This is a genomic window from Pseudomonas sp. FG98 (assembly GCF_057808595.1).
This window is the reverse complement of the sequence record NZ_JBMDIJ010000031.1, coordinates 37,860-63,079: the sequence shown is the minus strand read 5'-3', so window position 1 is coordinate 63,079 and position 25,220 is coordinate 37,860. Positions and strand designations below refer to the sequence as shown.

The window sequence follows — 25,220 nt, the reverse complement described above, 5'->3', positions numbered from 1 at the left end:
CCAGGCCCGACACAGGAACCTGTGGGAGCTGGCATTGCCAGCGATGAGGCCGGCAGGAGCAGCGAGGTTGTCAGGCCGGTCGAGATCACTGGCAAGCCCGAAAGGCTCCGCTATAGTCGTCTGATTCGCACATTGTGCTCTGACGGGATCCCTGCATGCTCCGAAGCTTCATACTCGTCGCGACGCTTATGGCAGGCGGCTTCAGCGCGACGGTATGGGCCGATGAGCCGCCCTTGCCCTTGCGCGAGTGGTCCGATGCCGGGCACACCCCGCCTCCAGCGGCCATCCTGCTGCCCGACAACCTCACCCGACAGATCGACGAGATGACCGGGCAGACCCGCCAGGACAGCCACGAGCGCGGCCTGTGCCTGTTCAGCGAGCCCGGCGGGATCCGCATGAGCCAGGTGTTTCGCGGCGAGCGCTATACCATCGACCTCAGCAAGCAAGCCGAAACCTGCGGTCAGCAGGGCATGATCGGCCTGGTCCATACCCACCCGGCCATCGACCGCTCCACCGACGATATCGCCTACCGCGCCACGCCCTCGCTGGACGACTTCGTGCAGTTCGGCTTCGCCCGCTTCAGCAGCAGCCTCGTCGCCCATGAAGACAATGTCTGCGCCCTGCTCAAGGCGCCACCCGGACCAGCGCCGACCAGCGGCGACTCCGCGACACTGGTGCAGGGCTACGTGCTGAGCATGCTGCGCGAGGACCTGCCCGCCCCCGGCGCCAGCTCGGCAACCACCTTTCGCGCGGTCGCGGCAGCAGCGGCGACCCAGGGCCAGTGGCTCTACTGCGGCAAGAACGGCGCGGCCCTGCAGCGCATCGTTCCGCGAGAGCCGTCCTGGTCGCTCAATCGCCTGATTCTCGCCAGCCAGGCCCTGGTCCTCGGCCAATACCTGTCGGGCAACTTTCCCTATCCGCGACCGACCTTCAACTTTTCGCCCCTGGCCGAACGCGAACTGGCGCGTTATCTCAACGCCGCGATCGGCGAGCGCACCGGCGTCGACTTCACCCGCCTGGACCCACGCCAGACCTTCGAAACGCTGCTGGCCTTCCACTGGAACATCGACCGCTCCATCGCTGCCGTCGCCGGCGCCTTTTCCGTGACCCTGCGCCAGGGCAACGCGCGCTCCTACTCATTCGGCTGCCTCAAGGGCAGTTGCACCCTGTTCACCAACCGCAATTTCCTGCCCTTCAGTCCCGGCGAGGACCAGGCGGTCGCGGCCTTCGCCTTCACCGACGACGGCTACAGCAGCTTTATCAACCTCTCGGCCGACGAACGCATGAACTATGACGTAGCCTTCTCCAACGGTTCTTCGCTGAAATACCGCCAGCGCCGGATCGACAGGGAGCAATGGCAGCCGATTCCGGGCAGCGCCGAATGGAGTTTCGCCGAAGGGCGGGCGGTGGGCAGCATCGAACAGGGCCTGATCGCCGGGCCGGTGATGGTCTATCTGAAGGACGGGCGGGTGTTCAAGGGCAACGTTGGCGCACGCCTGAGCCTGTCGCTGGATGAACAGGTCAGGTAACCCGCGGCGGTTGCGCCGCGGGCGTGGCGATCAGAAACGGTACTTGGCGGTAACCATGTAGTTGCGCGGATCGCCGACGAAGTTGCCGCCGACGGTGGTCATGATGCTGGAGTAGTAGTCGCGGTCGAAGATGTTGTTGGCGTTCAGGCTCAGGGTCAGGTGGCGGTCGACGTCGTAGCTGGCGAACAGATCGGTTACCGCATAGCCACCCTGCTCGATGCCGGCGCTGGTGTAGATGTCGCTCTGCACATGCAGGCCGCCGCCGACCCTCCAGCGATTCAGCTCGCCCGGCAGGCGGTAGCTGGTGGTCAGCTTGAACAGGTTAAGCGGCAGGTTGGTGCCGTAGCGCTCGCCGCTGGACTGGGTGCCGATCGGCGCGTAATCACTGGCCTTGAGGTGCTTGGCATAGTTGTAGGTGTAGCCCGCCGACAGTTGCCAGTCCGGCAGCACTTCGCCGCTGATCTCGAACTCGATGCCACGGCTGCGCACCTCCCCCGAAGCCGCGTAGCAATCCGGCATTGCGCCACAGGTGATGGCGTCCAGTTGCACCGGCAGGTTCTCCAGGTCGATCTGGAACAGCGCGACGCTGGCGTTGAGGCGGCCGTCGAAGTACTCGCCCTTGAGGCCGATCTCGTAGTTGCTGCCTTCCTGCGGCTCAAGCAGCCCGCCGCCGGCCATGCTGTAGTTCTGCGGACTGAAGATCCGCGTCCAGCTGGCGTAGGCGGTGTAGGTGTCGTCGAGGTCGTAGGTGAAGCCCAGGTATGGGGTGAATTCCCGGGTCGCCTTGTAGGCGTCGTCGCCGACCCAGGTGCCCGCGTGGGTGGTCAGCTCATACTCATACCAGTCCAGGCGCCCGCCCACGGCCATCTTCAAGGCGTCCGTGAGGCTGAAACGCGCCGTGAGGTAGACGCTGGACTGGTCCACCTGGCCTTCCCGCGACCAGGCGTAGTTGATCGCCGGCTTGGGCACCGACTTGCCGTCGAAATTCAACGGGTCGAACTCGTAGACCGCGCCCAGCGGCCAGCCGCCGGGACCGTCGTCGATGTCCTGCTTGCGATAGCTGCCGCCGACCACCAGTTCGTGGCTGCGGCCGAACAGTTCGAAGGGACCGCTGGCGTAGCCGTCGATACTGGTCTGGGTGTTCTCGTAGTGGTACTTGCCGAAGCCGAAGCCCAGGTCGCGAGCGCTTTCATCCGGGCGATAGAGGTAGGAGCCGAACATGTCCATCTCGCTTTTCAGCGCGGTGGCGGCCAGCTTGGCGCTCCAGCCGTTGGCGAAACGGTGAGTGATATCGGCGAAGACCGTGCTGCTTTCCTTGTCCCAGTAGGACCAGCTCGGGCTCATCCGCGCCGAACGCGGGATATCGAGGAAGCTGCCGTCGGCGTTGGTGCCGCGGCCGTTCCAGTCGACACCGGGGTTGTTGTCCTGGCTCCAGCTGTAGCCCACGGCGAGGGTGGTGTCTTCGTCCAGGTCGGCTTCGAGCACCCCGTAGAACAGGCTGCGGCGGTTCTGGTAGTCGTCGGTGAAGGAATTCCTGTCCTGCAGCGACAGCACGGTACGCCCACGCAGGCTGCCCGTGGCATTCAACGGACCGCTGAGGTCCAGTTCGCCGCGGTAGTTGTCCCAACTGCCGGCACCCGCGGTGATGCTGCCCTGGAAAGTCTCGGTCGGCCGCTTGCGCACCAGGTTGATCGAGCCGCCCGGCGAGCCGGCGCCTTCCATCAGGCCGGCGGCGCCGCGCACCACTTCGACCCGGTCGTACATCGACAGCAGGCCGGTGGACAGGCTGGCTTCGTCGTATTGCACCGGGATGCCGTCGACCATCAGGTTGCTCAGCTGGAAGCCACGGGAGTTGAAGCGCTCGCGTTCGCCGCCCCATTTGGTCAGGGTCAGGCCGGTGGTGTACTTCACCGCATCGCCGAGGGTGGCCATGGCCTGGTCGTCGATGCGCTGGCGAGTCACCACGCTGACCGATTGCGGGGTTTCCCGCGGGGTCAGGGCCAGCTTGGTGCCGCTGCTCATGGTCCCGGTGGTGTAGGAACCGGTGTTCTCGCTGGTGGCGCCGAGACCGCTGGCATTGATGCTGGTGGCGTCCAATTCCAGCACGCCGCTGTCGGCGGAGGCCGGGCTGGAAACCAGGTAGCTGCCGTCGCCGGTCTTGCGCAGCGTCAGCTTGCTGCCGCGCAGCAGGCGCTGCAGGGCCTGCTGCACCGTGACCTCGCCGCTCAAGGCCGGCGCTTGCAGGCCCTCGGCGCTGTCGGTGGCGAACAGGATGCGCGCACCGGTCTGCCCGGCCAGAGCGTTCAGCGCCTGGTCCAGCGGCTGCGCTGGCAGGCTGACAGCATGCCGGGCTTCCTCGGCGTGCAGGACCGAGGCCAGGGTGATGCCGGCGGCCAGCAGTGACAGACGGCCCAGGCGGGCGCGGTGCAAGGTGATGTTGGTGCTCATTTCACTCCCCGATGGTGCGTTCGAAATTGACGCTCATGGGGAGTGGCGAAATTGCCCGGTGAAATGTTGAGGTCAGGAATGAAAAATATTCTCTTTTCCGTCAGCGGGCGCGAATCGACGCACTGCCATCCGTCGCGCGGGTCAAGGTGATCGGCAGGATCGACGGCAACAGGTCGAGCAGCGGCTCCACCGCGTCGCTGTCGAATTCGCCGGACAGGCGCAGGTTGCCGACGCGGCTGTCGAGCAGGTGGATGGGCGCCTGGCGATAGCGCTGCAGATCGACGATCACCTCGCGCAGCGGCGTCCCGTCGAAGCGCAGCTTGCCCTGTTGCCAGGCGATGATCCGCGCCGGATCCACCGGGGTCACCGGGCCGACAGCAGACGCCTTCGCCAGCATCTGCTGGCCGCCGTTCAAGCGCCGCGCGGCGAAGGCGGTGCTGGAGACTTCCACCTCTCCGTCCACCACCGCCACGGCGACGCCGCGACTGTCGCTGCGCACATTGAACACGGTGCCGATATCCCGCACCGCGACGCCCTGGCTGCGCACGATGAACGGCTGCGGTCCGTGGGACACGGTAAAGGTCGCCTCGCCTTGCACAAGTTCGAACTGGCGGCTGCGCAGGCGATGTTCGATGCGCAGGTGGCTGTTGCTGTCGAGCACCAGCTGGCTGCCATCAGCCAGGGTCAGGCGTTCGCGCTGGCCGATGGCGACCCGCAGGTCGTCGCTGTACCAGGACGGATCCAGCACCCAGGCCGCAGCGGCCAGTACCAGCAGCGACAGACCGCCGCCGAGGGCGCGCTTGCGCTGGCGTTGCCGGGCGCTCTGCGCCTTGGCCTCGGCCAGCAACGCCTCGCGGGACGGCACCCGCTCGCGCAAGGCCTGTTCGAACGGGGTCAGGGCATCGGCCGGCTTGTCGTGCTCTTTCATGCGCTGGCCAAGACCCGGCGCGCCGGTTCCCAGTGACGGACGATGGCCTGCATGGCACGGCCGAAATGCTGGGTGACCATGTTCAGGGAAATACCCAGTTCGGCGGCGATGTCCTTCTGCGCCATGCCATGGATGCGGTGCAGCAGGAACACCTGGCGCGCCCGCGCCGGCAAGGCGTCGATGATCGCCAGCAGCGCATGCAGCTGCTGCTCGAAGTCCAGGCTGGCGGCGCCGTCGAGGTCGTGGACGTGCCAGTCGGGAACCTCGGGGGTGTAATCGATCAATGCCGAATGGCTGTTGTCGGCGCGGCGCCGGTCGATGGCCTTGTTGAAGGACACCTTGCGCAGAAACGCGAACGGCAGCTTCACCGGCTGCTGTGGCGGTTTTTCCAGCAACTGCACGCAGACGTCATGCACCACCTCGCGGGCGAACTGGCTGCCCTGGAACCGCCGGCGGATATAGGCGACCAGATCGTCGTAATGCAGCGCCAGGGCGCCGATCAGCTCGGGGTTGGAGGTGGACTCGGGCATGGGGGTACAGGGTATGCGAATGGGAGTGGTTCGCATTATATGCATCAAGGAAGTATTGCCAAGGGGTGTGACCGGTTGACCATGAGGGCCTCATCGTCGGCAAGCCGACTCCCACAGGGTCCTGGGCCATTCACAGTATTTGTGATCGACGCGGTCACTGTGGGAGCTGGCTTGCCGGCGATGCAGCCGCCAGCATCGACCTCAGACCAACCCGCTCTCCGAACACACCAGCATCACCGCCAGCACCAGCATCGCCCCGCCCGACAGGCGCCCGACCAGCCTTGTCGCCGCCGGTCGCGAGCGCAATGCCACTCCGGCGCCGAGGCCGACCATCGAGTACACCACCGCGCAACTGGCGGTGTAGATCAGCCCCAGTACAACGATCTGCAAGGCGATGCTCACCTCGGCCTGGGGGTTGGTCCAGGGCGGCACGAAGGCGACGAAGAACAGCAAGCCCTTGGGATTCAGCCCGCTGACCAGGGCACCGCGGACAAACTGCCCGAACCGGCTCACCCCTCCCCGGCTGGCGCCCGCCTCGGCCACCGGCGGATTGCGCAACAGGCCGACGCCGAGCCAGGCCAGGTAGGCCGCACCGACCAGGGTCAGCCCGGTCAGCAACACGCTATTGCCCGCCACCAGCACCTCGAAGCCTCCCGCCACCACCAGGGTCAGGGCGATATAACCGGTGAGCAACCCGGCCACCGCCGCCATCACCCCCTTGCCACGCAAACCCTCGGCGATGGCGTAGGCCCAGTCCGGCCCCGGAATCACGACGAAGACCATGGCGAAGGCCCAGAAGCCCCACAAGGTCGCCTGGCTCATGCCTGTGAAGTCAGCCATGCAATGCGAGCCCCTTCACTGCCTTGTCCACGGCCTTTTTCGGCCCGCGCAGGGCCAGGCCGACCAGGTTCAGGTTGGCCGGATCCTCGGCCAGGAACACCTCGCGGTTGGCTGCATCATGTCCCGTGGCGAACATCGCCTGGACATAGGGCGCCAGGGTCAGCCCTCGCTCCAGGCCAACCCGGTGGGCCTTCTGCAAACCCGCCAGATCGCCTTCGAAAACCATCATCGGCTGGCCGAACAACCTGCCGTAGGTGTTGCCGGCCGCATCCATATAGGGCTCGCCCATGACCTCGGGGGCCGCCGCGGCGATGCCGGTGGAAAGAAACGCGACCACGTTGAGACGCTGCCAGGTGGCGAGGTCGTCGCGCACGATCAGGACTACTTTGCTGTCGAACATCGGGAAACTCCAAATCAAAGCCGAGGCGCCATGATCGGAGTTGGCAGGCGGGTCAGTCTGTAAGGTTTGTGCACTGTCGGCGATACGCCGCAGGGGTCATGCGGAAGGCCCGGCGAAACCACACGCCGAGATGACTCTGGTCGGAAAAGCCGGTCTCCACCGCGACCTCGGCGGGTTTCATCCCCTGCGCCAGCAAGGCCCGCGCCGCACGCAGACGCAGGCGCACAAGATAGGCATGGGGCGACTGGCCGAAGGCCTTCTTGAATTGCCGGGTCAGGCGAAAACGATCGACTCCCGAATAGGTCGCCAGCTCTTCCAGGCTGACGTCATAGGCCATCTGCGCATGCAGGAAGTCCCGCGCCCGCTGCAACTCCAGCGGCGAGTCGCGGCGCAGCGAGGCCGGCTTGAGGTAGAGGTGGCGCGACAGCACGCCGAGCAACTGGTCCATGCCCTGGTCCCGCGCCAGCCGGCCCTCGTTGTTGTGCAGGGCAACAAAGGCCTGCTGGATCGCCCCGGTCAGTTGCCGGTCGTCGGCAAGGGTACTGTGGAAGGCCGCCTGCAGGCTCGACGCATCGCCCATGCCCAGGCGCTGGGTCATGCCGCTGACATAGGACTGCGGCAGATAGAGCATGGCGTAGGTGAAGCCCTCCGCCTCGGGGGCATGGCCGTCGTGCACCGCCCCCGGCTCGATGAGGATCGCCCGCCCCGGCGTGCTCACGTGCAACGCACGGTGGCAACTGAACTGCTGCACGCCCTGCTGGGTTACGCCCACCAGCATCTCGTCGTGGTCATGGGGATCGTAGGCGTGGCCCTCGAAATGCGCGTGGACGCTTTCGATGCCGGTTTCCGCGTCACGACGCATATGGATCCAGTCGTTGTCGCGGGTGTCGTGTGAATCAACGCTCATAAGGGCCGTCGGGGTTGATTGGCTGGCTGCGGAGTCAGAGGATGAACCCCTGCACGGAACAGTTCAAGAATCCACAACTTGTCCATATCGACGCATGAGAGCTTGTGGGAGCGTTTTCACTTATAGTCCGGACTTCGTTTGCATGGACGCTCCCGATGAAATACCCCGCCCTCCTCGTCATCACACTGCTGGCGTTTGCCCGGGATGCCGCCGCCGACCCCGTCGAGACCCAATGGCGTGCGCTGATCGGCAAGGACTTCAACGACGGCTGCATCTCCCGGCTGCACCCGTTCCTGTACAGCAACGGCAACAACGGCCGACGTGGGGCAACCTGGCTGGTCGAGTCCTGCGAAGGGTTGTTCGAGTATTCCACCTCGTACCTGCCAGGCGCCCCGCTGATCGCCAAACGCTTGCGCCAGTTGCCGCCGATGACCCCGGCACAGATCCAGCGGCGTTATTTCTGACGCGGTCGGACGGACCCCGGCACCGGGCGAAAGGACAAGACTTCCGGGAGAAAAACCGGATAATGGCCGCCAAATCGATTCGCCCGCTTACGGTACCCGCATGGAAATCAAGGTCAATTTTCTCGACAACCTCCGACTCGAAGCCAAGTTCGACGACTTCACGGTGATCGCCGATCAGCCCATCCGCTACAAGGGCGACGGCTCGGCACCGGGGCCGTTCGACTACTTCCTGGCGTCCTCGGCGTTGTGCGCGGCCTATTTCGTCAAGCTGTACTGCCAGACCCGCGATATCCCCACCGACAATATCCGCCTGTCGCAGAACAACATCGTCGACCCGGAGAACCGCTACAAGCAGATCTTCAAGATCCAGGTCGAGCTGCCGGCGGACATTTCCGAGAAGGACCGCCTGGGCATCCTCCGCTCCATCGACCGCTGCACCGTGAAGAAGGTGGTGCAGACCGGCCCCGAGTTCATCATCGAGGAAGTCGACAACCTCGACGCCGATGCCCAGGCCCTGCTGATGCCGAGCATTGCCGAAGGTGCCCGCACGGTCATTCCGGGCAAGGACCTGCCGCTGGAAGAAACCATCGCCAACATGTCGGAGATCCTCGCCGGCCTGGGCATGAAGATCGAGATCGCCTCCTGGCGCAATATCGTGCCCAACGTCTGGTCCCTGCATATCCGTGATGCGCAGTCGCCGATGTGCTTCACCAACGGCAAGGGTTCGAGCAAGGAAAGCGCCCTGGCTTCGGCCCTCGGCGAATTCATCGAGCGGCTCAACTGCAACTTCTTCTACAACGATCAGTTCTGGGGCGAGGAAATCGCCAACGCCGAGTTCGTCCACTACCCCAACGAGCGCTGGTTCAAGCCGGGGCGCAAGGACGCCCTGCCGAAGGAGCTGCTCGACGAATACTGCCTGGCGATCTACAACCCCGACGGCGAGCTGCTCGGCTCGCACCTGTACGACACCAACTCGGGCAATATCGAGCGCGGCATCTGCGCCCTGCCCTATGTGCGCCAGTCCGACGGCGAGACGGTGTACTTCCCGTCCAACCTGATCGAGAACCTCTACCTGAGCAACGGCATGAGCGCCGGCAACACCCTGGTCGAAGCCCAGGTGCAGTGCCTGTCGGAGATCTTCGAGCGGGCGGTGAAACGGGAAATCCTCGAAGGCGAACTGGCCCTGCCGGATGTGCCGCAGGAAGTGCTGGCCAAGTACCCGGGCATCGTCGCCGGGATCCAGGGCCTGGAAGAACAAGGCTTCCCGGTGCTGGTCAAGGACGCCTCGCTGGGCGGTGAATTCCCGGTGATGTGCGTGACCCTGATGAACCCGCGCACCGGTGGCGTGTTCGCCTCCTTCGGCGCCCACCCGAGCTTCGAGGTGGCGCTGGAGCGCAGCCTGACCGAACTGCTCCAGGGCCGCAGCTTCGAGGGTCTCAACGACCTGCCGCAGCCGACCTTCGAGAGCCACGCGCTGATGGAGCCGAACAACTTCGTCGAGCACTTCATCGACTCCAGCGGCGTGGTGTCGTGGCGCTTCTTCAGTGCCAAATCCGATTTCGAGTTCGTCGAATGGGACTTCTCCGGCCAGGGCGAAGATTCCAACGCCGAGGAAGCCGCGACCCTGTTCGGCATCCTCGAAGGCCTGGGCAAGGAGGCCTACATGGCCACCTACGACCACCTCGGCGCACCGGCCTGCCGCATCCTGGTGCCGGGCTACTCGGAAATCTACTCGGTGGACGACCTGATCTGGGACAACACCAACAAGGCGCTGTTCTTCCGCGAGGACATCCTCAACCTGCACCGTCTCGACGATGACGAGCTGGAAAGCCTGCTGGAGCGCCTGCTGGAGTCGGAGCTGGATGAATACACCGAGATCAAGACGCTGATCGGCGTCGAGTTCGACGACAACACGGTCTGGGGCCAGCTCACCGTGCTGGAGCTGAAGATCCTGATCCAGGTGGCCCTGAAGAAATTCGACGATGCCAAGGAACTGGTGGAGATGTTCCTCCAGTACAACGACAACACCGTCGAACGCGGGCTGTTCTACCAGGCGCTGAACGTGGTGCTGGAAGTGGAACTGGACAGCGACCTGGAGCTGGCCGACTACGAGGTCAACTTCCGCCGCATGTTCGGCAACCCGCGAATGGACGCGGTGCTGGCCTCGGTGGAAGGCAGCCTGCGCTTCCACGGCCTGACCCCGACCAGCATGAAGCTGGAAGGCCTCGACCGCCACCTGCGCCTGATCGAAAGCTACAAGAAGCTGCATGCGGCGCGGGCAACCAAAGCCTGACCGCCAAACCGCAGCACACATCTGGAACAGAGGCTGGCGCGGTCAAGGTAGGAGCTGCTTCAGCTGCGAAGGACCGCGCTAGTGGTCCCGAAACCATCCCGCACGAGCCCCTGGCCTCCCCGGTTGCCGATTCACAGTGCCTGATCTGGCGCGTTTCTCCAGGCTCACCGATCTGACAGGTTTTGGGACCGCTAACGCGGTCCATCGCAGCTAAAGCAGCTCCTACCTAGACCGCGCCGCATGGGTAGTCTGGGTAAAACCGGAAAATGTGTAGATACCCACGCAGCGATGCGCCCGCTCTCGCTCCCCAGGCGCAGTGCTTCACCCCAGCACGGGCCGCAGGAAACTCCGTTCATAGCTGAGGATGAACTTCAACTGCACAGCCTTGGCCACCGCCGCCATGCACTCCGGGTCGGTCTCGGCCTGCTTGCGGTACTGCTCGTACTCGGCCAGGCCGGGAAAGCTGAACAGGCAATAGGCGATGTTGTTGGCGCCTTCGGCGGGCAGGAAGTACCCGTGGTGCTGCCCGCCCAGGCGCCGGACCAGGCGGATCCACTGGCGGCCATAGTCCTCGAAGGCCGGGAGCTGGTAGGGGTCGATGATGTAGCGGACGTGACAGGTGATCATTGGGCCGTTCCTGGCGATGCATGAGCTATGCAGTGTATCCGGACGCCCACATCGGTCCTTGAATGAAACAGCCTATTTGACAAGCCAACGACCTCGACCATGCTGATGGGCATATTGCCATCAGCGAGCTTCCCGACATGGATGTCCTAAAGCTCCTTCCCGGCTGGGTCAGGATTGCATCGATTCTTTTGGGACTGTCCGCACTCTCCCTGCTCGTCCTGCATTGGTCGGCAGCCCCCGACGACACCCGGATCACTCTCAAACACAAGGACGGCGCGAGGAAGCTGGTGGTGCTGGTCCATGGACTGAACGGCAAGAACTCGCTGGCGCCGATCATCGAGCTCACCCGGGAGGCATTGCCCGATTACGACCAATTGCAGGTCGAGTTCGACAGCAGGCCCTTCTCCAATGCCAGCCCTTATGCCATCGCCAACAGCATCGAGCGCCGCATCCACAAGTTCCAGAAGAAGTACCAGTACGATGAAATCGTGCTGGTAGGACACAGCATGGGCGGCATGCTGCTGCGCAAGAGTTTTCTGTGGGGCCTCGGCCAGGAACAGGACCGTGCCGACTACGGCAAGCGCGGTGAACGGCAATGGGTCAAAAAGGTTTCCCGCTTCGTTTCGCTGGCGAGCATCAACCGCGGCTGGTCGATCGACCCGGCCCCCAGGAACATGAGCACCGGCACCTACCTGATGTATTGGGTCGGCGAGCGCCTGGCACGGCTCAGCCATAGTGGCGGGTTGCTGCTGGGCTTGCAGCGCGGGGCGCCCTTCATCGCTGACTCACGGGTGCAATGGATCAAGATGTCCCGGGAAGGAGGCCGGAAGCTCTTTCCGCAAGTCATCCATCTGCTGGGGGATCGTGACGATATCGTCAGCCGCGCCGACAGCATGGACCTGCGCGCCGCCGGAAAGACGACGTTCGTCACCCTGGAAAACACTGGCCACGCTGATATCGCCAGCGCTCTTGGCAAAGAGGACTCGCCACAGGACCGAGAACGCAATGAAGTGGTCAGCAACGCTTTGCGCGGCGAGATGGAAAAACTGGAAGTGGACAAGCTACCCCCCTTCCGCGGAAACGACGAGATCAAGCACGTCGTCTACCTGATGCACGGCATCCGCGACTTCGGCGAGTGGACCGATGTGCTGCGTGACACCATCGAGATCCAGGCGCTGAAAAAGCAGGTGGGGCAAGAACCGACACTGATGGTGATCAACCAGAAGTACGGCTACTTCCCCATGCTGCCGTTCGTGCTGTATTCCGACCGGCAGAAGAACGTGCGCCGTTTCATGGACGAATACACCGAAAACCTCGCCCGCTATCCGAATGCGGCCTACCCCGATTACGTTGGTCACTCCAACGGCACCTATATCCTTGCCAGTGCCTTGCACCACTACAAAACGCTCACGGTCGGACGGGTCTACTTTGCCGGGAGCGTGATGCCGAAACACTACAACTGGAAACCGCTGCTCGAAGAGGATCGGGTCGCCCAGGTGGTGAACGTGGTGGCCGCCGGCGACTGGGTAGTGGCCTTGCTGCCGCGTTTTTTCGAGCAGATCGCCGATTGGCTCGATGTGCAGCCAGGCGATGGCTTGCTGGATATCGGCTCTGCCGGGTTTCGCGGGTTCCAGGCGGCCTCGGCGGCGGACTGGAAAATCACTAATATCCAGTTCGCCGACGGTGGTCATGGCATCGGAGTGGATGCCAGCGACCCATGCAAAATGAACGCGATTACCGACTTCATCCTGTCCGGCGATCAGCGGAGCCTGCGGCAGTTGTTCCATAACCAGGCACGCATCCCATGGTGGCTGTCGATACCTTCCAACCTTACCTGGGGGGCGTGGCTCATGGCAGCGGTGCTGCTCGCTAGCGTTGGCTACCTTGCCTTCTCGGTACGACGTTGGCTCGGCTGGGGATATTTGCTCCTGCTACTCGCATTGCTCAATTCCTTCTGAACCTACGGTTTTCATCCCGGACAACGGCCATTCCTGCGGAAAACGGATAGAACCGCCCCCCGCCTCTAGCCAAGACTAGGTCCGCGCCCACCGGCACACGCCGGTCGCGTGCCTTCCAACTAACCCGCTAGAGGTTTGCATGAACACCCCCGCGCATCAGCTGAGCACCTGGCTGAAGCAACACCAGATCACCGAAGTCGAATGCATTGTCAGTGACCTCACCGGCATCGCCCGCGGCAAGATTTCCCCCACCAACAAGTTTCTCGGCGAAGGCGGCATGCGCCTGCCGGAGAGCGTCCTGCTGCAGACCGTCACCGGCGATTTCGTCGAGGACGACATCTATTACGACCTGCTCGACGAGGCGGACATCGACATGTTCTGCCGCCCCGACCCGGAGGCGATCTTTCTGGTGCCCTGGGCCATCGAGCCCACCGCGATGGTGATTCACGACACCTACGACAAGCGCGGCAATCCGGTCGAGCTGTCGCCGCGCAACGTGCTCAAGCGCGTGCTGCGCCTGTACGCGCAAAAGGGCTGGAACCCGATCGTCGCACCGGAAATGGAGTTCTACCTGACCAAGCGCAGCAGCGACCCGGACTTCCCGCTGGAAGCACCGATCGGTCGCTCCGGCCGCCCGGAAAGCGGCCGGCAGAGCTTCTCCATCGACGCTGCCAACGAATTCGACCCGCTGTTCGAGGACGTCTACGACTGGTGCGAAGCCCAGGGCCTGGACCTCGATACGCTGATCCACGAAGACGGCCCGGCACAGATGGAGATCAACTTCCGCCACGGCGACGCCCTGTCCCTGGCCGACCAGATCACCGTGTTCAAGCGCACCATGCGCGAAGCCGCGCTCAAGCACGACGTGGCGGCGACCTTCATGGCCAAGCCGATCACCGACGAACCCGGCAGCGCCATGCACATCCACCAGAGCGTGGTCGATGCCGAAGGCCGCAATATCTTCGTCAACGAAGACGGCGGCATGAGCGAGCTGTTCCTCAACTACATCGGCGGCCTGCAGAAGTACATTCCCAAGGTACTGCCGATGTTCGCGCCGAACGTCAACTCGTTCCGCCGCTTCCTGCCGGACACCTCGGCACCGGTCAACGTCGAGTGGGGCGAGGAAAACCGCACCGCCGGCCTGCGCGTACCACCGTCCGAGCCGCAAGCCATGCGCGTGGAAAACCGTCTGCCGGGCGCCGACGCCAACCCCTACCTGGCCATCGCCGCCAGCCTGCTGTGCGGCTACCTGGGCATGATCGAGAAGATCGAGCCGAGCGCACCGGTCCAGGGCCGTGCCTACGAGCGACGCAACCTGCGCCTGCCGATCACCATCGAGGACGCCCTCGCCGCCATGGAGAACTGCGAGGTGCTGGAACAGTACCTGGGCCGCAAGTTCGTCCAGGGCTATGTGGCGGTGAAACGCACCGAGCACGAGAACTTCAAGCGCGTGATCAGTTCCTGGGAGCGGGAGTTCCTGCTGCTCAGCGTCTGACGCCACACCCCGCCGCACCCAATAAGAACGGATGGACAGGAGCCGAACATGAAAGCCTTGAAACGTCTTGCACCGCTTGCCCTGCTGGCGGCGCCCCTGGTGGCCGCCGCGCAGCCCAGCGTCAGTATCTACAACTGGACCGACTACATCGCCCCGGACACCCTCGCCGGGTTCCAGAGCGCTACCGGGATCAAGCCGGTGTACGACGTCTTCGATTCCAACGAAACCCTGGAAGGCAAGCTGCTGGCGGGCAAGACCGGCTATGACATCGTCGTGCCGTCCAACCACTTCCTGACCCGCCAGGTGGACGCCGGGGTATTCCTCGAACTGGACCGCAGCAAGCTGCCGAACTGGAAACACATGGATCCGGCACTGCTCAAGCTGCTCGAACAGAACGACCCCGGCAACCGCCACTCGGTGCCCTACCTGTGGGGCACCAACGGCATCGGCTACAACGTCGACAAGGTCAAGGAAGTGCTCGGCGTCGACCATATCGACTCCTGGTCCGTGCTCTACGAACCGGAAAACCTGAAGAAGCTGCAAAAATGCGGGGTCGCCTTCATGGACTCCGCCGACGAGCTGATCCCGTCGATCCTCAACTACCTGGGCCTGGACCCCAACAGCAGCAACGCCGCCGACTACGCCAAGGCCGAGAAGCGCCTGCTGGAACTGCGCCCCTACGTGACCTACTTCCACTCCTCGAAGTACATCTCCGACCTGGCCAACGGCGATATCTGCGTGGCCTTCGGTTTCTCCGGCGATGTGCTGCAGGCAGCCAACCGGGCCAAGGAGGCCAACAACGGGGTCAAGATCGCCTACAGCATTCCCAAGGAAGGCAGCAACCTGTGGTTCGACCTGATCGCCATTCCCGCCGATGCGAAAAACCCCGATCAGGCCCTGGCCTTCATCAACTATGTGCTCGATCCGAAGGTGATTGCCGGGATCAGCGACTATGTCGGCTACCCTAACGCCAACGCCGACTCCAAGCCGTTCATCGACCCCGAGACGCTGAACAATCCCGAGGTCTATCCGCCCCAGGCGGTGCTCGACAAGCTGTACATCTCCAAGGCGCCGTCGCCGAAGATCATGCGCCTGATGACCCGTAGCTGGAGCAAGGTCAAGTTCAACCAATGAGTCGAGAATCTTCCATGAATCCAAGCGCTGAGCACGCGGCGTCGTACTACGCCGCCACTGCCCGCGACAGCCAGCCCTACCCTTCGCTCGACGGCGAAATCCGCGCCGATGTGTGCGTGGTCGGCGGCGGCCTGACCGGGGTCAATACCGCCCTGGAACTGGCCTTGCGCGGGCACTCGGTGGTGCTGCTGGAGGCCCGGCGCATCGGCTGGGGCGCCAGCGGGCGCAATGGCGGGCAACTGATCCGCGGTATCGGCCACGATGTCAGCGGCTTCGGCAAATACGTCGGCGAAGAAGGCGTGCGCTACCTGGAGCGGGCCGGGGTGGATTCGGTGACCCTGGTGGCCGAGCGCATCGCGGAATTCGCCATCGACTGCGACCTGCGCTGGGGCTTCTGCGAGCTGGCCAACACCCCGGCGCAGTTCGCCGCGATGCGCGAAGAACATGCCGACCTGGTGGCGTCCGGCTACGCCCATCCGATCGAGCTGGTGGAACCGCAGCGCATGCACCAGGTGGTCGCCAGTGACTGCTATGCCGGTGGCCTGATCGACATGGGCTCGGGGCATCTGCATCCGCTCGATCTGGTCACCGGCGAAGCCCGCGCGGCCAGCCGGCTGGGGGTACGGATCTTCGAGCAGAGCCCGGTGCTGCGCATCGAACATGGCAGCCAGGTCGTGGTGCACTGTGCCCAGGGTCGGGTACGAGCGGACAGCCTGGTGCTGGGCTGCAATGCCCACCTCGATGAACTGGAGCCGAAGCTGAGTGGCAAGGTGCTGCCGGCGGGCAGCTATGTGATCGTCACCGAGCCCCTGTCCGAGACCGTCGCCTCCAGCCTGATCCCGCTGAACCTGGCGCTGTGTGACCAGAAGGTCGGGCTGGACTACTACCGGCTCACGGCGGACCGTCGCCTGCTGTTCGGCGGCGCCTGTCACTACTCGGGAAGCGACCCCAGGGATATCGGCGCCTACATGCGGCCAAAGATGCTCAAGGTCTTACCGCAACTGGCAGATGTGCGGATCGACTACCAATGGGGTGGAATGATCGGCATCACCGCCAATCGCTTCCCACAGGTCGGGCGGCTGGCGCAGCATCCCAACGTGTTCTTCGCCCAGGGCTATTCGGGGCACGGGCTGAACGTCACCCACTGGAGCGCGAAACTGCTGGCGGAGGCTATATCCGTCGGGCAGAGCAAGGGGCTGGATGTGTTCGGCGCGGTGCCGCACCTGACCTTCCCCGGCGGCAGGCTGTTGCGCTCGCCGCTGCTGGCGCTGGGGATGTTGTGGTACCGGATGAAAGAAGTGATTGGCTGATTGCTGTGGTGTAGTTGAGGGCCTCATCGCCGGCAACGCCGGCTCCCACAGGTTCTGTGTGCGCCGACGAACATGTGGGAGCTGGCTTTGCCAGCGATGGGGCCCTGAAAACCACCACAAGGCCCCGAGCCCTCACCCCCGCTTCAAGGTCACCTTCGGATACTCCCCGAACAACCCATGGTAGGCCTGGGAAAACCGCCCCAGATGCCAGAACGACCAGCGCATCGCCACCTCGGCCACGGTGACCTGGCCCGGGTCCGCCGCCAGCAGGTCGCGGCGCACCGCATTGAGCCGGCGATTGCGCAGCCACACCGTCGGCGGCATGTCGGCGTAGCGCAGGAACGATTGCTGCAGGTGGCGTACCGATACCCCCGCCGCATCCGCCAGGTCCTGCACGCCGAAACTGTCCTGCGGGCAGTCGTTGACCACTTCCTTGACCCGCTCCACCACCCGGCGCATATGGCATTCGGCGCGACCGCGGGCGTCAGTGTCCATGGCCTGGTCAAGCAACTGGAAACAGCCATCGGCAATCTGCTGGGCAAACCCGGGCGCCTGCACATCCACCTGCCCGCGCACGGCCTCGGCCAGTACGCCGCTGAGCGAGCTGGCGAAGGCATTGCAGCCGCTGGAGCGCAGCGGTTGCAGGATCAGCCGGCGAAACTCCGCCGCCGAGCGCTGCCAGGTCGCCGGCTGCTTCAGCACCACGGCCACTTCGCGGTAGTTCTCGGGAGTCACCCAGCCGTTGCGGGTCTGGCCATCAAGGAGATAGAGGGCGTTGTCGCTCATGTCGAAGCTGAACACCAGGGCGTCGGCCGGGGCATGGAACTCCTGCTCGACCCGCAGGTTCATGCTCTCTTCATACAACTCGACCGCATCGGTTTCGGCATGCACCAGGCGCCCATGAAAGCGCCCGGCGGACATCTGCGTGTACTGCTCCTGCCAACCCGGCAGGGCCACGCGGTGTTCGTTCACCTCGTGGGCTTCCAGTACCTTGATCGTCATGCATGCACCTGGCTGTCTATTTGGAATGATTACCGTGGCAAACGGCGTCAAGAATAATAAACAGCGGCCCGCCCCGTAAAGACCGGCGCGCGCGCCGGCGTTCTTCGAACCGGGGGAACTTCAGCCTAAAGCCAGATTGCGCAGCCAACGAACGTGGCGCTTGCGATAGTGGCATTTCAATATCTATGCTGCGGACCATTTTCTCGGCGCCGGAATGGATGCTTATGCGAGCTGTACTGCTGCTGTTGTCTTCGCTGTTGGTTTTATCGGGCTGTGTTCACACGGAAACACGCAGCCGGGATCTGGAGAGCCCCGAAGATGGTGCACTGGTCATGCGCTATCTGCTGAATGCCTACCCCAATGCGATCCGCCAGCAAGGAGAAATGCTGGTCGAGGCCGTCGGCCAGCAAAATCGCAGTATTCCCACTCAGTACCGTCTGACCGACACCCGTGAGGCCACGACCCTTTCAACACTTGTTCTCGCTACCCTGCCCGCCGGCACCTATCGTCTGGTCGGTGCCTGCACGGAAAACCTGCTCTGCGCCGATAGATATAAATTCAACATGACTTTCACCATCAGGCCGGGCCAGCTCACCGACCTCGGCGTCGTGGTATCTAGCCGCACCAACGGCGATAGCTACGGCTCACCCGTCGAGCCGGAAGTCACCAGCGCGGTCGTCCAGAAGTTGGCACCCGCCCTGAAACCACTATTGCAGACGCCCATCCTGACCTGGAACCAGGCGTCAAGCGACACCGAAAGCCAACGGTTCGAGCGGGCAAAGCGCGAAAGCGTCGGCGTCTACTCCATGCAAGCGCTCGATCAAGGTGCCTTCCTCTACGGCAGCATCAACGGAGTGGTGTACCGCTGGACACCGGGACAGGCACCTGTGGGTCACGACATCGGACGCCGGGTATCGGTCGAGTCCGTATTGGCAACCCCTTCCGGGCGCTGGCTCGCCGGTGGTGAACTGGGCGTGCTGCGCGAATCCGCTGACCAGGGCGCCACTTGGCACAGCGTTAGCGGCAACCTGCCCTTTGGCGTAATCACCAGCCTTGGCTCATGGCAGGGCAAGGTCATCGCGACGCTCACGGAGGACCGGTTTGTCAGCCTTTACAGCGCCAGCGAAGGAGACAGCAAATGGACCCTGCTCGCTCGTCATGCACAGGATGTGAGCATCTGGGACCCGATGCTGATGCCGGCGAAGTCGACGGTGATCGGCGATCAGTTGGTTACCACGGTTCCGGGTCACAAGCTCGCGACCCTGGATCTGCGCAACGGGAAATCCGAAATCCGCGACCTGCCCCATCACGCAGGGACTTTCTCGGTCGTCGCAGATGGCGTGCTGCGCTCCAAATGCGACAAAGGCGTTTGTGAAAGCCGTGACCTGGGCAAGACCTGGCAGTCGGCCAAGCCGTCGCCCTTGTTCCCGGCCCCGGCATTTCGTGATGCAAACCACGGCGTGGCGATCAATGGAGAGCTGTTCGCCGAGACGTTCATCGCCTACACCAACGACGGCGGAGCGACCTGGATCAACGCAATGCCGATCAACCCCCATGTCAATCAGCTGTTCTATAACCGCCAGGGCAATCGGGTCTATGCCGCTTCGCAGACCGGAGAATTCTGGGAGTCCGTCGATGACGGCCGTCACTGGAAGCAACTGAGCAAGGGCCTGTACTGAACGGAAACAGCCCCTGAGGAGGACTCTTTCTCCTCCTCAGGGACTAAGTCGCTGTTTAAAAAAGCTTTTCTTTGAAAAAAAGCTTTGCAGGCGTAACAAAAGTTGTTAAATTGCCGCCCATCCCGCGACGGACCACAGCGTCCACTGCGAAATCGCTTTCGCCAGCAGCGGGATTCTGCATCCGGGTAAGCATTTATCCGTCGCAACAGGGGCGTCGCCAAGCGGTAAGGCAGCAGGTTTTGATCCTGCCATGCGTTGGTTCGAATCCAGCCGCCCCTGCCATTTTCTCTCTTCTACTCTTCCCTTCTCGTTTGACTCCATGCCTTGGCACGGGGTGATCGGCTGTTCATCTTTTTCTACACACTCTCCGGCTAAAGTGCTGGTTATCGGCTAAATCATTGGGTTTGCGTCACACCCCATTCCCTTGTTGATCGCCAAGTGTTAAAAATATCGCCCGATTTAGGCCTAGCCGTTGTGTAAAACCACACAACGGGGTATCCAACGAGAAAACAATTTGAAAAGCGTGATGTCCCTGCGTGAGGGAATTCTCTTCCCTGTTACCTGTCAGCCACCGGAGCAAGCTGCATGATCGAGGTCACCGAAGTTTCCATTGCCCAACTGCGTGCCGCGCTCGAGTCCGGCCAGACCACGGCGGTCGAGCTGGTCAAGGCCTATCTTGCCCGGATCGATGCCTACGACGGCGCCGACACGCCGACCGCACTGAATGCGGTGGTGGTGCGCAACCCCGAGGCCTTGAACGAAGCCGAAGCTTCCGATGCCCGTCGCGCCCGCGGTGAAACCCTCGGCCCGCTGGACGGCATTCCCTACACCGCCAAGGACAGCTACCTGGTCAAGGGCCTGACCGCCGCCTCCGGCAGCCCGGCCTTCGCCGACCTGGTGGCCTACCGCGACGCCTTCACCATCGAGCGTCTGCGCGCCGCCGGGGCGATCTGCCTGGGCAAGACCAACATGCCGCCGATGGCCAACGGCGGGATGCAGCGTGGCGTCTACGGCCGTGCGGAAAGCCCGTATAACGCCGCCTACCTGACCGCCCCCTTCGCCTCGGGCTCGTCCAACGGTGCCGGTACCGCTACCGCCGCCAGCTTCTCTGCCTTCGGCCTGGCCGAAGAAACCTGGTCGAGCGGACGCGGCCCGGCGTCGAACAACGGCCTGTGCGCCTATACCCCGTCCCGTGGGGTGATCTCGGTACGCGGCAACTGGCCGCTGACTCCGACCATGGACGTGGTGGTGCCTTATGCACGGACCATGGCCGACCTGCTGGAAGTCCTGGACGTGGTGGTTGCCGAAGACACCGATACCCGCGGCGACCTGTGGCGCCTGCAGCCCTGGGTGCCGATCCCGAGCGTGGCTTCCGTGCGTCCGGCCTCCTACGCCGAACTGGCGGTGGACGCCAGCGCCCTGGCTGGCAAGCGCCTGGGCGTACCGCGCATGTACATCAATGCCGATGAACTGGCCGGCACCTCGGCGGAGCCAGGTATTGGTGGCCCGACCGGCCAGCGCATCAACACCCGCGCATCGGTCATCGAACTGTGGAAACAGGCGCGCCAGGCCCTGGAAGCGGCCGGTGCCGAAGTCATCGAAGTGGACTTCCCGCTGGTATCCAACTGCGAGGGTGATCGTCCGGGTGCGCCGACCGTGTTCAACCGCGGCATCGTCTCCAAGGAGTTCCTCCACCATGAACTCTGGGACCTGACCGCCTGGGCCTTCGACGACTTCCTGCGCGCCAACGGCGACCCCAAGCTGAACCGCCTGGTGGACGTCGACGGACCGAAGATCTTCCCCCACGACCCGGGCACCCTGCCCAACCGCGAGGGCGACCTCGCGGCGGGCATGGACGAATACGTGAAGATGGCCGAGCGCGGCATCACCCCGTGGAACGAGATCAGCACCGTACCGGACGGCCTGCGTGGCCTGGAGCAGACCCGCAAGCTCGACCTGGAAGACTGGATGGACGCCCAGGGCCTGGACGCCGTGCTGTTCCCCACCGTCGCCGATGTCGGCCCGGCGGACGCCGATGTCAACCCGCAGTCGGCGGATATCGCCTGGAGCAACGGTATCTGGGTGGCCAACGGCAACCTGGCGATCCGTCACCTTGGCGTGCCGACCGTCACCGTGCCGATGGGCGTGATGGCCGATATCGGCATGCCGGTAGGCCTGACCTTCGCCGGCAAGGCCTATGACGACTCCAATTTGCTGAAGCTGGGGGCGGCGTTCGAGGCCACCGGCAACCGCCGGATGATTCCGCCGCGGACGCCGGTGTTGGGCGAGTAACGCCTTCCGGCGGTGAGGCTGATGGCCTCATCGCCGGCAAGCCGGCTCCCACAGGGTACCGGGCCAGCCGCAGGATCCAGGCCTGACACAGGAGTCTGTGGGAGCTGGCCGGGCGGCGATCCGATTGCCAGCGATGAGGCCAGCAAGAACAACACTGACCAAGAAGATTGATGTCGAGGCTGATGGCGTCATCGTCGGCAATGCCAACTCCCACAAGGATCCCGGCCAACCACAAGGCCCAGGCCAGCCACAGAACCTTTGGGGGCTTGCCAGCGATGCTCGCCTGCAATGATCAAGCACAGCTCAGCCAGATCGATGCCCCACCCGCAACGCCTCCAGCAACTCCCTTCCCTGCACCCAATCCCCCAACCCGCTAGCGGCGTTGATATGCCCCAGCGCCCCAACTTCGACCAGACGACTGCCCCATGCCTCGGCGCAGTGACGGCTATAACCGGGACTGCCGTAGGGATCGTCACTGCTGGCCACCAGCACGCTCGGGAAACGCAACGCGGTCAGCGCCGCACCGGCAAAACCCTGGGCCTGGGCCGGGAATTCAGGTCCCTGCGGGTCCGGCACCGCCACCAGCAAGGCACCGCGAACCGGCGTGTCACTGCGCTGCGCCCAATGCAGCAGTTGCAGGCAGCCCAGGCTATGGGCGACCAACACAGTGTCCGGCCCCATGCGTCGTACTGCCGCCTCAAGATTCTCGACCCACTGCCCGCACACCGGGTTGTCCCAGTCCTGGCCGTCGATCAGTTGCAGGGTTGGGTCGCTGGCAGCCCACAGGCATTGCCAATGGCCCGGGCCGGAATTGCCGATACCCGGGAGCAGCAGGACGGAAGCGGTCATAGCGTTCTCCATGAACAGGTGGAAGAGGCTTTATAACAGTGTTACCGGCTGCACCTCACCACTTGTAAGTCAAATCCGCCGTCACCGTCCGCTCCGCCCCCAACAGGCAACCCACCGTCGCAAAACATCCCGCCACGTAGTACTTGTCCGTCAGGTTCTTCACATTGACCTGGGCCTTGAGCCCGTCCAGTCCTGCATCGAGCTTGCCGAAGTCGTAGCTGACCATGGCATCGACCAGGGTGTAGTCCGGCACCTTGAAGGTGTTCTGCGCGTCGCCATAGGTCGAGCCGGTATAGCGCACGCCTGCGCCGAAGCCGAGCCCGGCGAGGGGGCCGCCCTGGACGGTGTAGTCGGTCCACAGCGAGGCGAGGTGCTCGGGGGTGCGCACCGGGGTCTTGCCCTTGTTGCTGATACCCGCGGTGTTGGGGTTGTCCTTGCTGACCTCGACCTTGTTCAAGGTCCAGGAGGCGATGACGTTAAGCCCTGCGAGCGGCTTGAGCACGCCCTCCACTTCCAGCCCGCGGGAAGTCACTTCGCCTTCCTGGACGCTGTAGCTCGGCGCCGAGACATCGGTGGTGAGCACGTTCTGCCGGCGCAGGTCGAAGGCCGAGACAGTGACGTAGTTGTCCGATCCGTTCGGCTGGTATTTCAGCCCCGCTTCATACTGCTTGGCGGTTTCCGGCTCGAACGCGGCGCCGTTGCGGTCGGTGCCGGCAGTGGGGACGAAGGATTCGGTGTAGCTGACGTAGGGGAACAGGCCGTTGTCGAACAGGTAGCCCAGGCCGACCCGCCCGGTGAAGTCCTCGGCGTCGACCCGCTGCGGATTGACCGTGGTCAGGCCGCTGGAGGCGATGAAGGTACGGGTGTCGGTGTCCTGGCTGGCCCAGTCGTAGCGGCCGCCGAGCGAGAGGATCCAGTGGTCCAGCTTGATCTGGTCCTGCAGGTAGACGCCCAGTTGCCGGCTTTTTTCCGCGACGTCCATCAGGCTGGTGTAGCGCGAGGTGTCGATCGTCACGTTGCGGTCCGGCGCATAGATGTTGATCGCCGGGGCGTTGCCGGTCTGCACCGCGTTGCTCCGCCGGCTGTGCTGATAGTCGACGCCCGCCAGCAGGGTGTGGTTGAGCGGACCGGTATCGAAGCGACCCTGCAACTGATTGTCGAGGGCGAAGTTGTCGTTACCGTAGCCGCGCAACTGGTAATAGCGGGCAATGTCGCTGCCAGCGATCACCCCGCTGTTGCGAAACAGTTGGTGTTCATAGCCGGTGAAATGGGTGTAGCGGGCGTTCTGGCGCAGGGTCCAGTCGGCGTTGAGGTTGTGGCTGAACTCGTAGCCGAGGCTGGTCTGCTCGGATTTCTCGGCGTCGAAGCCGGGCTCGTTCAGCGAACGGTGACGCGGCACCCGGCCATTGGGGTTGGAGCCGTCGAACAGCGAGTACGGCAGGTTGCTGGTGAACAGGTTCTTGTTGCGCTGGTAGGAGGCCAGGACGGTCAGGCTGGTGTCCTCGTCCGGGGCCCAGGTCAGGCTCGGGGCGATATAGATGCGGTCGTCCTTGATGCCGTCGATGGCGTTGTCGGCATCGCGGCCCAGGCCGACGAAACGCCAGGCCAGGGTTTTCTGTTCATCGAGCACATCGCCGACATCGGTATAGGCCTGCAACCGGTCATGGCTGCCCGTGGAGAGGCCCACTTCGCGGTGGCTGGTGAAGGTCGGGCGCTTGGACACGAAGTTCACCGTACCGCCCGGCGAACCCTGGCCGTAGAGCACCGAGGCCGGGCCCTTGAGCACTTCGATGCGCTCCATGCCCCACGGCTCCGGCGCGTAGTAACCGATCTGGTTGTTGCGCAGGCCGTCGGTGTAGGCGTTGGTGTTCAACTGCTGGAAGCCGCGGACCATGATGGTGTTGTCAGTCGGATTGTTACCGGCGACGTTGGCATGCACCCCGGCGGTGTAGCCGAGGCTGTCGCTGACGCTTTGCGCGCCTTGCGCGGTCATGCGGTCGCGGGTGACTACCGAAATGGTCTGGGTGGTTTCCAGCAGCGGGGTGTCGGTCTTGGTCGCGCTGGTGGCGCGGGTCGCCAGGTAGCCCTCGATCGGCCCCTTGGGATCCTGGGCGGCCAAGCCGGTGATGCTGGTGGCATCCAGTTGCAGGGTGCCCTGCTCCGGCTGCGGTACCAGCACATAGCCGGCCGAGGTGCGCGCGAAGCCGTAGCCGCTGCCCGCCAGCAGTTGGCGCAGCCCCTCCTCCGCAGCGTAGCTGCCGTGCAGGCCGGAACTGCGCAGCCCCGCCACCAGGCGCCCGTCCACGGCCAGGTCGATGCCGGCGCGGGCGGCAAACTGGCTGAGCACATCCCCCAGGCTCCCGGCAGCGATGTCGTACTGCGCCGCTGCCGGCTCGGCCTGGGCCATGCCCAGCGGCAGCACGCAGGCCAGCTGGACGGCAAGCAGCAGTGGTTTGATCCGGGTGCGGATACATGGTTGCGGCATGGTGAAGCGTCTCCCTGTGTCGATTTTCATTCTCATGAACCTCAACGGAC

General features: G+C 64.0%; 19 protein-coding genes and 1 tRNA gene. 10 read left to right on the top strand and 10 right to left on the bottom strand.

Translation table 11 applies throughout. The features are described from left to right. Positions 1-155 precede the first annotated feature (155 nt). Positions 156-1,529, top strand: coding sequence for a hypothetical protein (locus ACODSK_RS18485; RefSeq protein WP_489018061.1), 1,374 nt, complete (start codon positions 156-158; stop codon positions 1,527-1,529). 30 nt (positions 1,530-1,559) lie between these two features. Here ACODSK_RS18485 and ACODSK_RS18480 read toward each other — a convergent pair whose 3' ends face one another. The 6 genes from ACODSK_RS18480 to ACODSK_RS18455 all read right to left on the bottom strand — a co-directional run bounded on the left by ACODSK_RS18480 (position 1,560) and on the right by ACODSK_RS18455 (position 7,582). After that, positions 1,560-3,977: a TonB-dependent siderophore receptor gene (locus ACODSK_RS18480; RefSeq protein WP_489018059.1), complete on the bottom strand. Its 2,418-nt coding sequence runs from the start codon at positions 3,975-3,977 to the stop codon at positions 1,560-1,562. 100 nt (positions 3,978-4,077) lie between these two features. Further along, positions 4,078-4,905, bottom strand: coding sequence for a FecR family protein (locus ACODSK_RS18475; RefSeq protein WP_489018057.1), 828 nt, complete (start codon positions 4,903-4,905; stop codon positions 4,078-4,080). After that, entirely contained in the window at positions 4,902-5,435 is a 534-nt protein-coding gene (locus ACODSK_RS18470) for an RNA polymerase sigma factor (RefSeq protein ID WP_489018055.1), read from the bottom strand. Before ACODSK_RS18470 ends, ACODSK_RS18475 begins: the two co-directional genes overlap by 4 nt. Positions 5,436-5,636: 201 nt before the next feature. Beyond that, positions 5,637-6,275, bottom strand: a complete 639-nt coding sequence (locus tag ACODSK_RS18465; protein WP_489018053.1) for a LysE family translocator — start codon at positions 6,273-6,275, stop codon at positions 5,637-5,639. Beyond that, entirely contained in the window at positions 6,268-6,675 is a 408-nt protein-coding gene (locus ACODSK_RS18460) for a DUF2000 family protein (protein WP_489018051.1), read from the bottom strand. Before ACODSK_RS18460 ends, ACODSK_RS18465 begins: the two co-directional genes overlap by 8 nt. A 52-nt stretch (positions 6,676-6,727) precedes the next feature. Then, entirely contained in the window at positions 6,728-7,582 is an 855-nt protein-coding gene (locus ACODSK_RS18455; protein ID WP_489018049.1) for an AraC family ligand binding domain-containing protein, read from the bottom strand. 155 nt (positions 7,583-7,737) lie between these two features. On the opposite strand from ACODSK_RS18455, the gene ACODSK_RS18450 reads away from it, so the two are divergent. Then, positions 7,738-8,046, top strand: a complete 309-nt coding sequence (locus tag ACODSK_RS18450) for a hypothetical protein (RefSeq protein WP_489018047.1) — start codon at positions 7,738-7,740, stop codon at positions 8,044-8,046. 100 nt (positions 8,047-8,146) lie between these two features. After that, entirely contained in the window at positions 8,147-10,339 is a 2,193-nt protein-coding gene (locus ACODSK_RS18445; protein ID WP_489018045.1) for an OsmC domain/YcaO domain-containing protein, read from the top strand. Positions 10,340-10,660: 321 nt separating this feature from the next. Here ACODSK_RS18445 and ACODSK_RS18440 read toward each other — a convergent pair whose 3' ends face one another. Further along, a complete protein-coding gene (locus ACODSK_RS18440) occupies positions 10,661-10,966 on the bottom strand; it encodes an NIPSNAP family protein (RefSeq protein ID WP_489018043.1) in 306 nt (101 codons plus the stop codon). A gap of 137 nt (positions 10,967-11,103) precedes the next feature. Here ACODSK_RS18440 and ACODSK_RS18435 point away from each other — a divergent pair, with 137 nt between their 5' ends. From ACODSK_RS18435 to ACODSK_RS18420, 4 genes are all read left to right on the top strand, one after another. Continuing rightward, entirely contained in the window at positions 11,104-12,924 is a 1,821-nt protein-coding gene (locus ACODSK_RS18435) for an esterase/lipase family protein (RefSeq protein ID WP_489018041.1), read from the top strand. A 139-nt stretch (positions 12,925-13,063) separates the two neighbouring features. After that, positions 13,064-14,419 (top strand): glutamine synthetase family protein, encoded by a 1,356-nt coding sequence (locus ACODSK_RS18430; RefSeq protein ID WP_489018039.1) that lies wholly within the window; start codon positions 13,064-13,066, stop codon positions 14,417-14,419. 48 nt (positions 14,420-14,467) lie between these two features. After that, a complete protein-coding gene (locus ACODSK_RS18425) occupies positions 14,468-15,553 on the top strand; it encodes a polyamine ABC transporter substrate-binding protein (RefSeq protein WP_489018037.1) in 1,086 nt (361 codons plus the stop codon). Between the two features lie 14 nt (positions 15,554-15,567). Then, positions 15,568-16,863, top strand: a complete 1,296-nt coding sequence (locus ACODSK_RS18420) for an NAD(P)/FAD-dependent oxidoreductase (RefSeq protein ID WP_489018036.1) — start codon at positions 15,568-15,570, stop codon at positions 16,861-16,863. Positions 16,864-16,995: 132 nt separating this feature from the next. Here the strand turns inward: ACODSK_RS18420 and ACODSK_RS18415 are convergent, their stop codons facing one another. Continuing rightward, positions 16,996-17,865: a helix-turn-helix domain-containing protein gene (locus tag ACODSK_RS18415; RefSeq protein ID WP_489018035.1), complete on the bottom strand. Its 870-nt coding sequence runs from the start codon at positions 17,863-17,865 to the stop codon at positions 16,996-16,998. Positions 17,866-18,089: 224 nt separating this feature from the next. On the opposite strand from ACODSK_RS18415, the gene ACODSK_RS18410 reads away from it, so the two are divergent. From ACODSK_RS18410 to ACODSK_RS18400, 3 genes are all read left to right on the top strand, one after another. Then, positions 18,090-19,544 carry a WD40/YVTN/BNR-like repeat-containing protein gene (locus ACODSK_RS18410; RefSeq protein ID WP_489018034.1) on the top strand — a complete coding sequence of 485 codons (1,455 nt, stop codon included), beginning with the start codon at positions 18,090-18,092 and terminating at the stop codon, positions 19,542-19,544. 207 nt (positions 19,545-19,751) lie between these two features. Then, positions 19,752-19,826: transfer RNA gene (locus ACODSK_RS18405), tRNA-Gln, on the top strand. A gap of 303 nt (positions 19,827-20,129) precedes the next feature. Beyond that, positions 20,130-21,836 carry an amidase gene (locus ACODSK_RS18400; RefSeq protein WP_489018033.1) on the top strand — a complete coding sequence of 569 codons (1,707 nt, stop codon included), beginning with the start codon at positions 20,130-20,132 and terminating at the stop codon, positions 21,834-21,836. A gap of 303 nt (positions 21,837-22,139) precedes the next feature. Here the strand turns inward: ACODSK_RS18400 and ACODSK_RS18395 are convergent, their stop codons facing one another. Both ACODSK_RS18395 and ACODSK_RS18390 read right to left on the bottom strand, forming a co-directional pair. Then, complete coding sequence (locus tag ACODSK_RS18395) at positions 22,140-22,685, bottom strand: RBBP9/YdeN family alpha/beta hydrolase (protein WP_489018032.1); 546 nt, start codon at positions 22,683-22,685, stop codon at positions 22,140-22,142. Positions 22,686-22,740: 55 nt separating this feature from the next. After that, positions 22,741-25,170: a TonB-dependent siderophore receptor gene (locus ACODSK_RS18390; RefSeq protein WP_489018031.1), complete on the bottom strand. Its 2,430-nt coding sequence runs from the start codon at positions 25,168-25,170 to the stop codon at positions 22,741-22,743. Positions 25,171-25,220 lie beyond the last annotated feature (50 nt).

Bases quoted from the DNA above. Each gene is read 5' to 3' on its own strand.
- ACODSK_RS18475 (WP_489018057.1), bottom strand. From the start codon at position 4,905: ATGAAAGAGCACGACAAGCCGGCCGATGCCCTGACCCCGTTCGAACAG.
- ACODSK_RS18470 (WP_489018055.1), bottom strand. From the start codon at position 5,435: ATGCCCGAGTCCACCTCCAACCCCGAGCTGATCGGCGCCCTGGCGCTG.
- ACODSK_RS18480 (WP_489018059.1), bottom strand. From the start codon at position 3,977: ATGAGCACCAACATCACCTTGCACCGCGCCCGCCTGGGCCGTCTGTCA.
- ACODSK_RS18415 (WP_489018035.1), bottom strand. From the start codon at position 17,865: ATGACGATCAAGGTACTGGAAGCCCACGAGGTGAACGAACACCGCGTG.
- ACODSK_RS18400 (WP_489018033.1), top strand. From the start codon at position 20,130: ATGATCGAGGTCACCGAAGTTTCCATTGCCCAACTGCGTGCCGCGCTC.
- ACODSK_RS18460 (WP_489018051.1), bottom strand. From the start codon at position 6,675: ATGTTCGACAGCAAAGTAGTCCTGATCGTGCGCGACGACCTCGCCACC.
- ACODSK_RS18410 (WP_489018034.1), top strand. From the start codon at position 18,090: ATGCGAGCTGTACTGCTGCTGTTGTCTTCGCTGTTGGTTTTATCGGGC.
- ACODSK_RS18445 (WP_489018045.1), top strand. From the start codon at position 8,147: ATGGAAATCAAGGTCAATTTTCTCGACAACCTCCGACTCGAAGCCAAG.
- ACODSK_RS18430 (WP_489018039.1), top strand. From the start codon at position 13,064: ATGAACACCCCCGCGCATCAGCTGAGCACCTGGCTGAAGCAACACCAG.
- ACODSK_RS18485 (WP_489018061.1), top strand. From the start codon at position 156: ATGCTCCGAAGCTTCATACTCGTCGCGACGCTTATGGCAGGCGGCTTC.
- ACODSK_RS18420 (WP_489018036.1), top strand. From the start codon at position 15,568: ATGAATCCAAGCGCTGAGCACGCGGCGTCGTACTACGCCGCCACTGCC.
- ACODSK_RS18465 (WP_489018053.1), bottom strand. From the start codon at position 6,275: ATGGCTGACTTCACAGGCATGAGCCAGGCGACCTTGTGGGGCTTCTGG.
- ACODSK_RS18395 (WP_489018032.1), bottom strand. From the start codon at position 22,685: ATGACCGCTTCCGTCCTGCTGCTCCCGGGTATCGGCAATTCCGGCCCG.
- ACODSK_RS18425 (WP_489018037.1), top strand. From the start codon at position 14,468: ATGAAAGCCTTGAAACGTCTTGCACCGCTTGCCCTGCTGGCGGCGCCC.
- ACODSK_RS18435 (WP_489018041.1), top strand. From the start codon at position 11,104: ATGGATGTCCTAAAGCTCCTTCCCGGCTGGGTCAGGATTGCATCGATT.
- ACODSK_RS18440 (WP_489018043.1), bottom strand. From the start codon at position 10,966: ATGATCACCTGTCACGTCCGCTACATCATCGACCCCTACCAGCTCCCG.
- ACODSK_RS18390 (WP_489018031.1), bottom strand. From the start codon at position 25,170: ATGCCGCAACCATGTATCCGCACCCGGATCAAACCACTGCTGCTTGCC.
- ACODSK_RS18455 (WP_489018049.1), bottom strand. From the start codon at position 7,582: ATGAGCGTTGATTCACACGACACCCGCGACAACGACTGGATCCATATG.
- ACODSK_RS18450 (WP_489018047.1), top strand. From the start codon at position 7,738: ATGAAATACCCCGCCCTCCTCGTCATCACACTGCTGGCGTTTGCCCGG.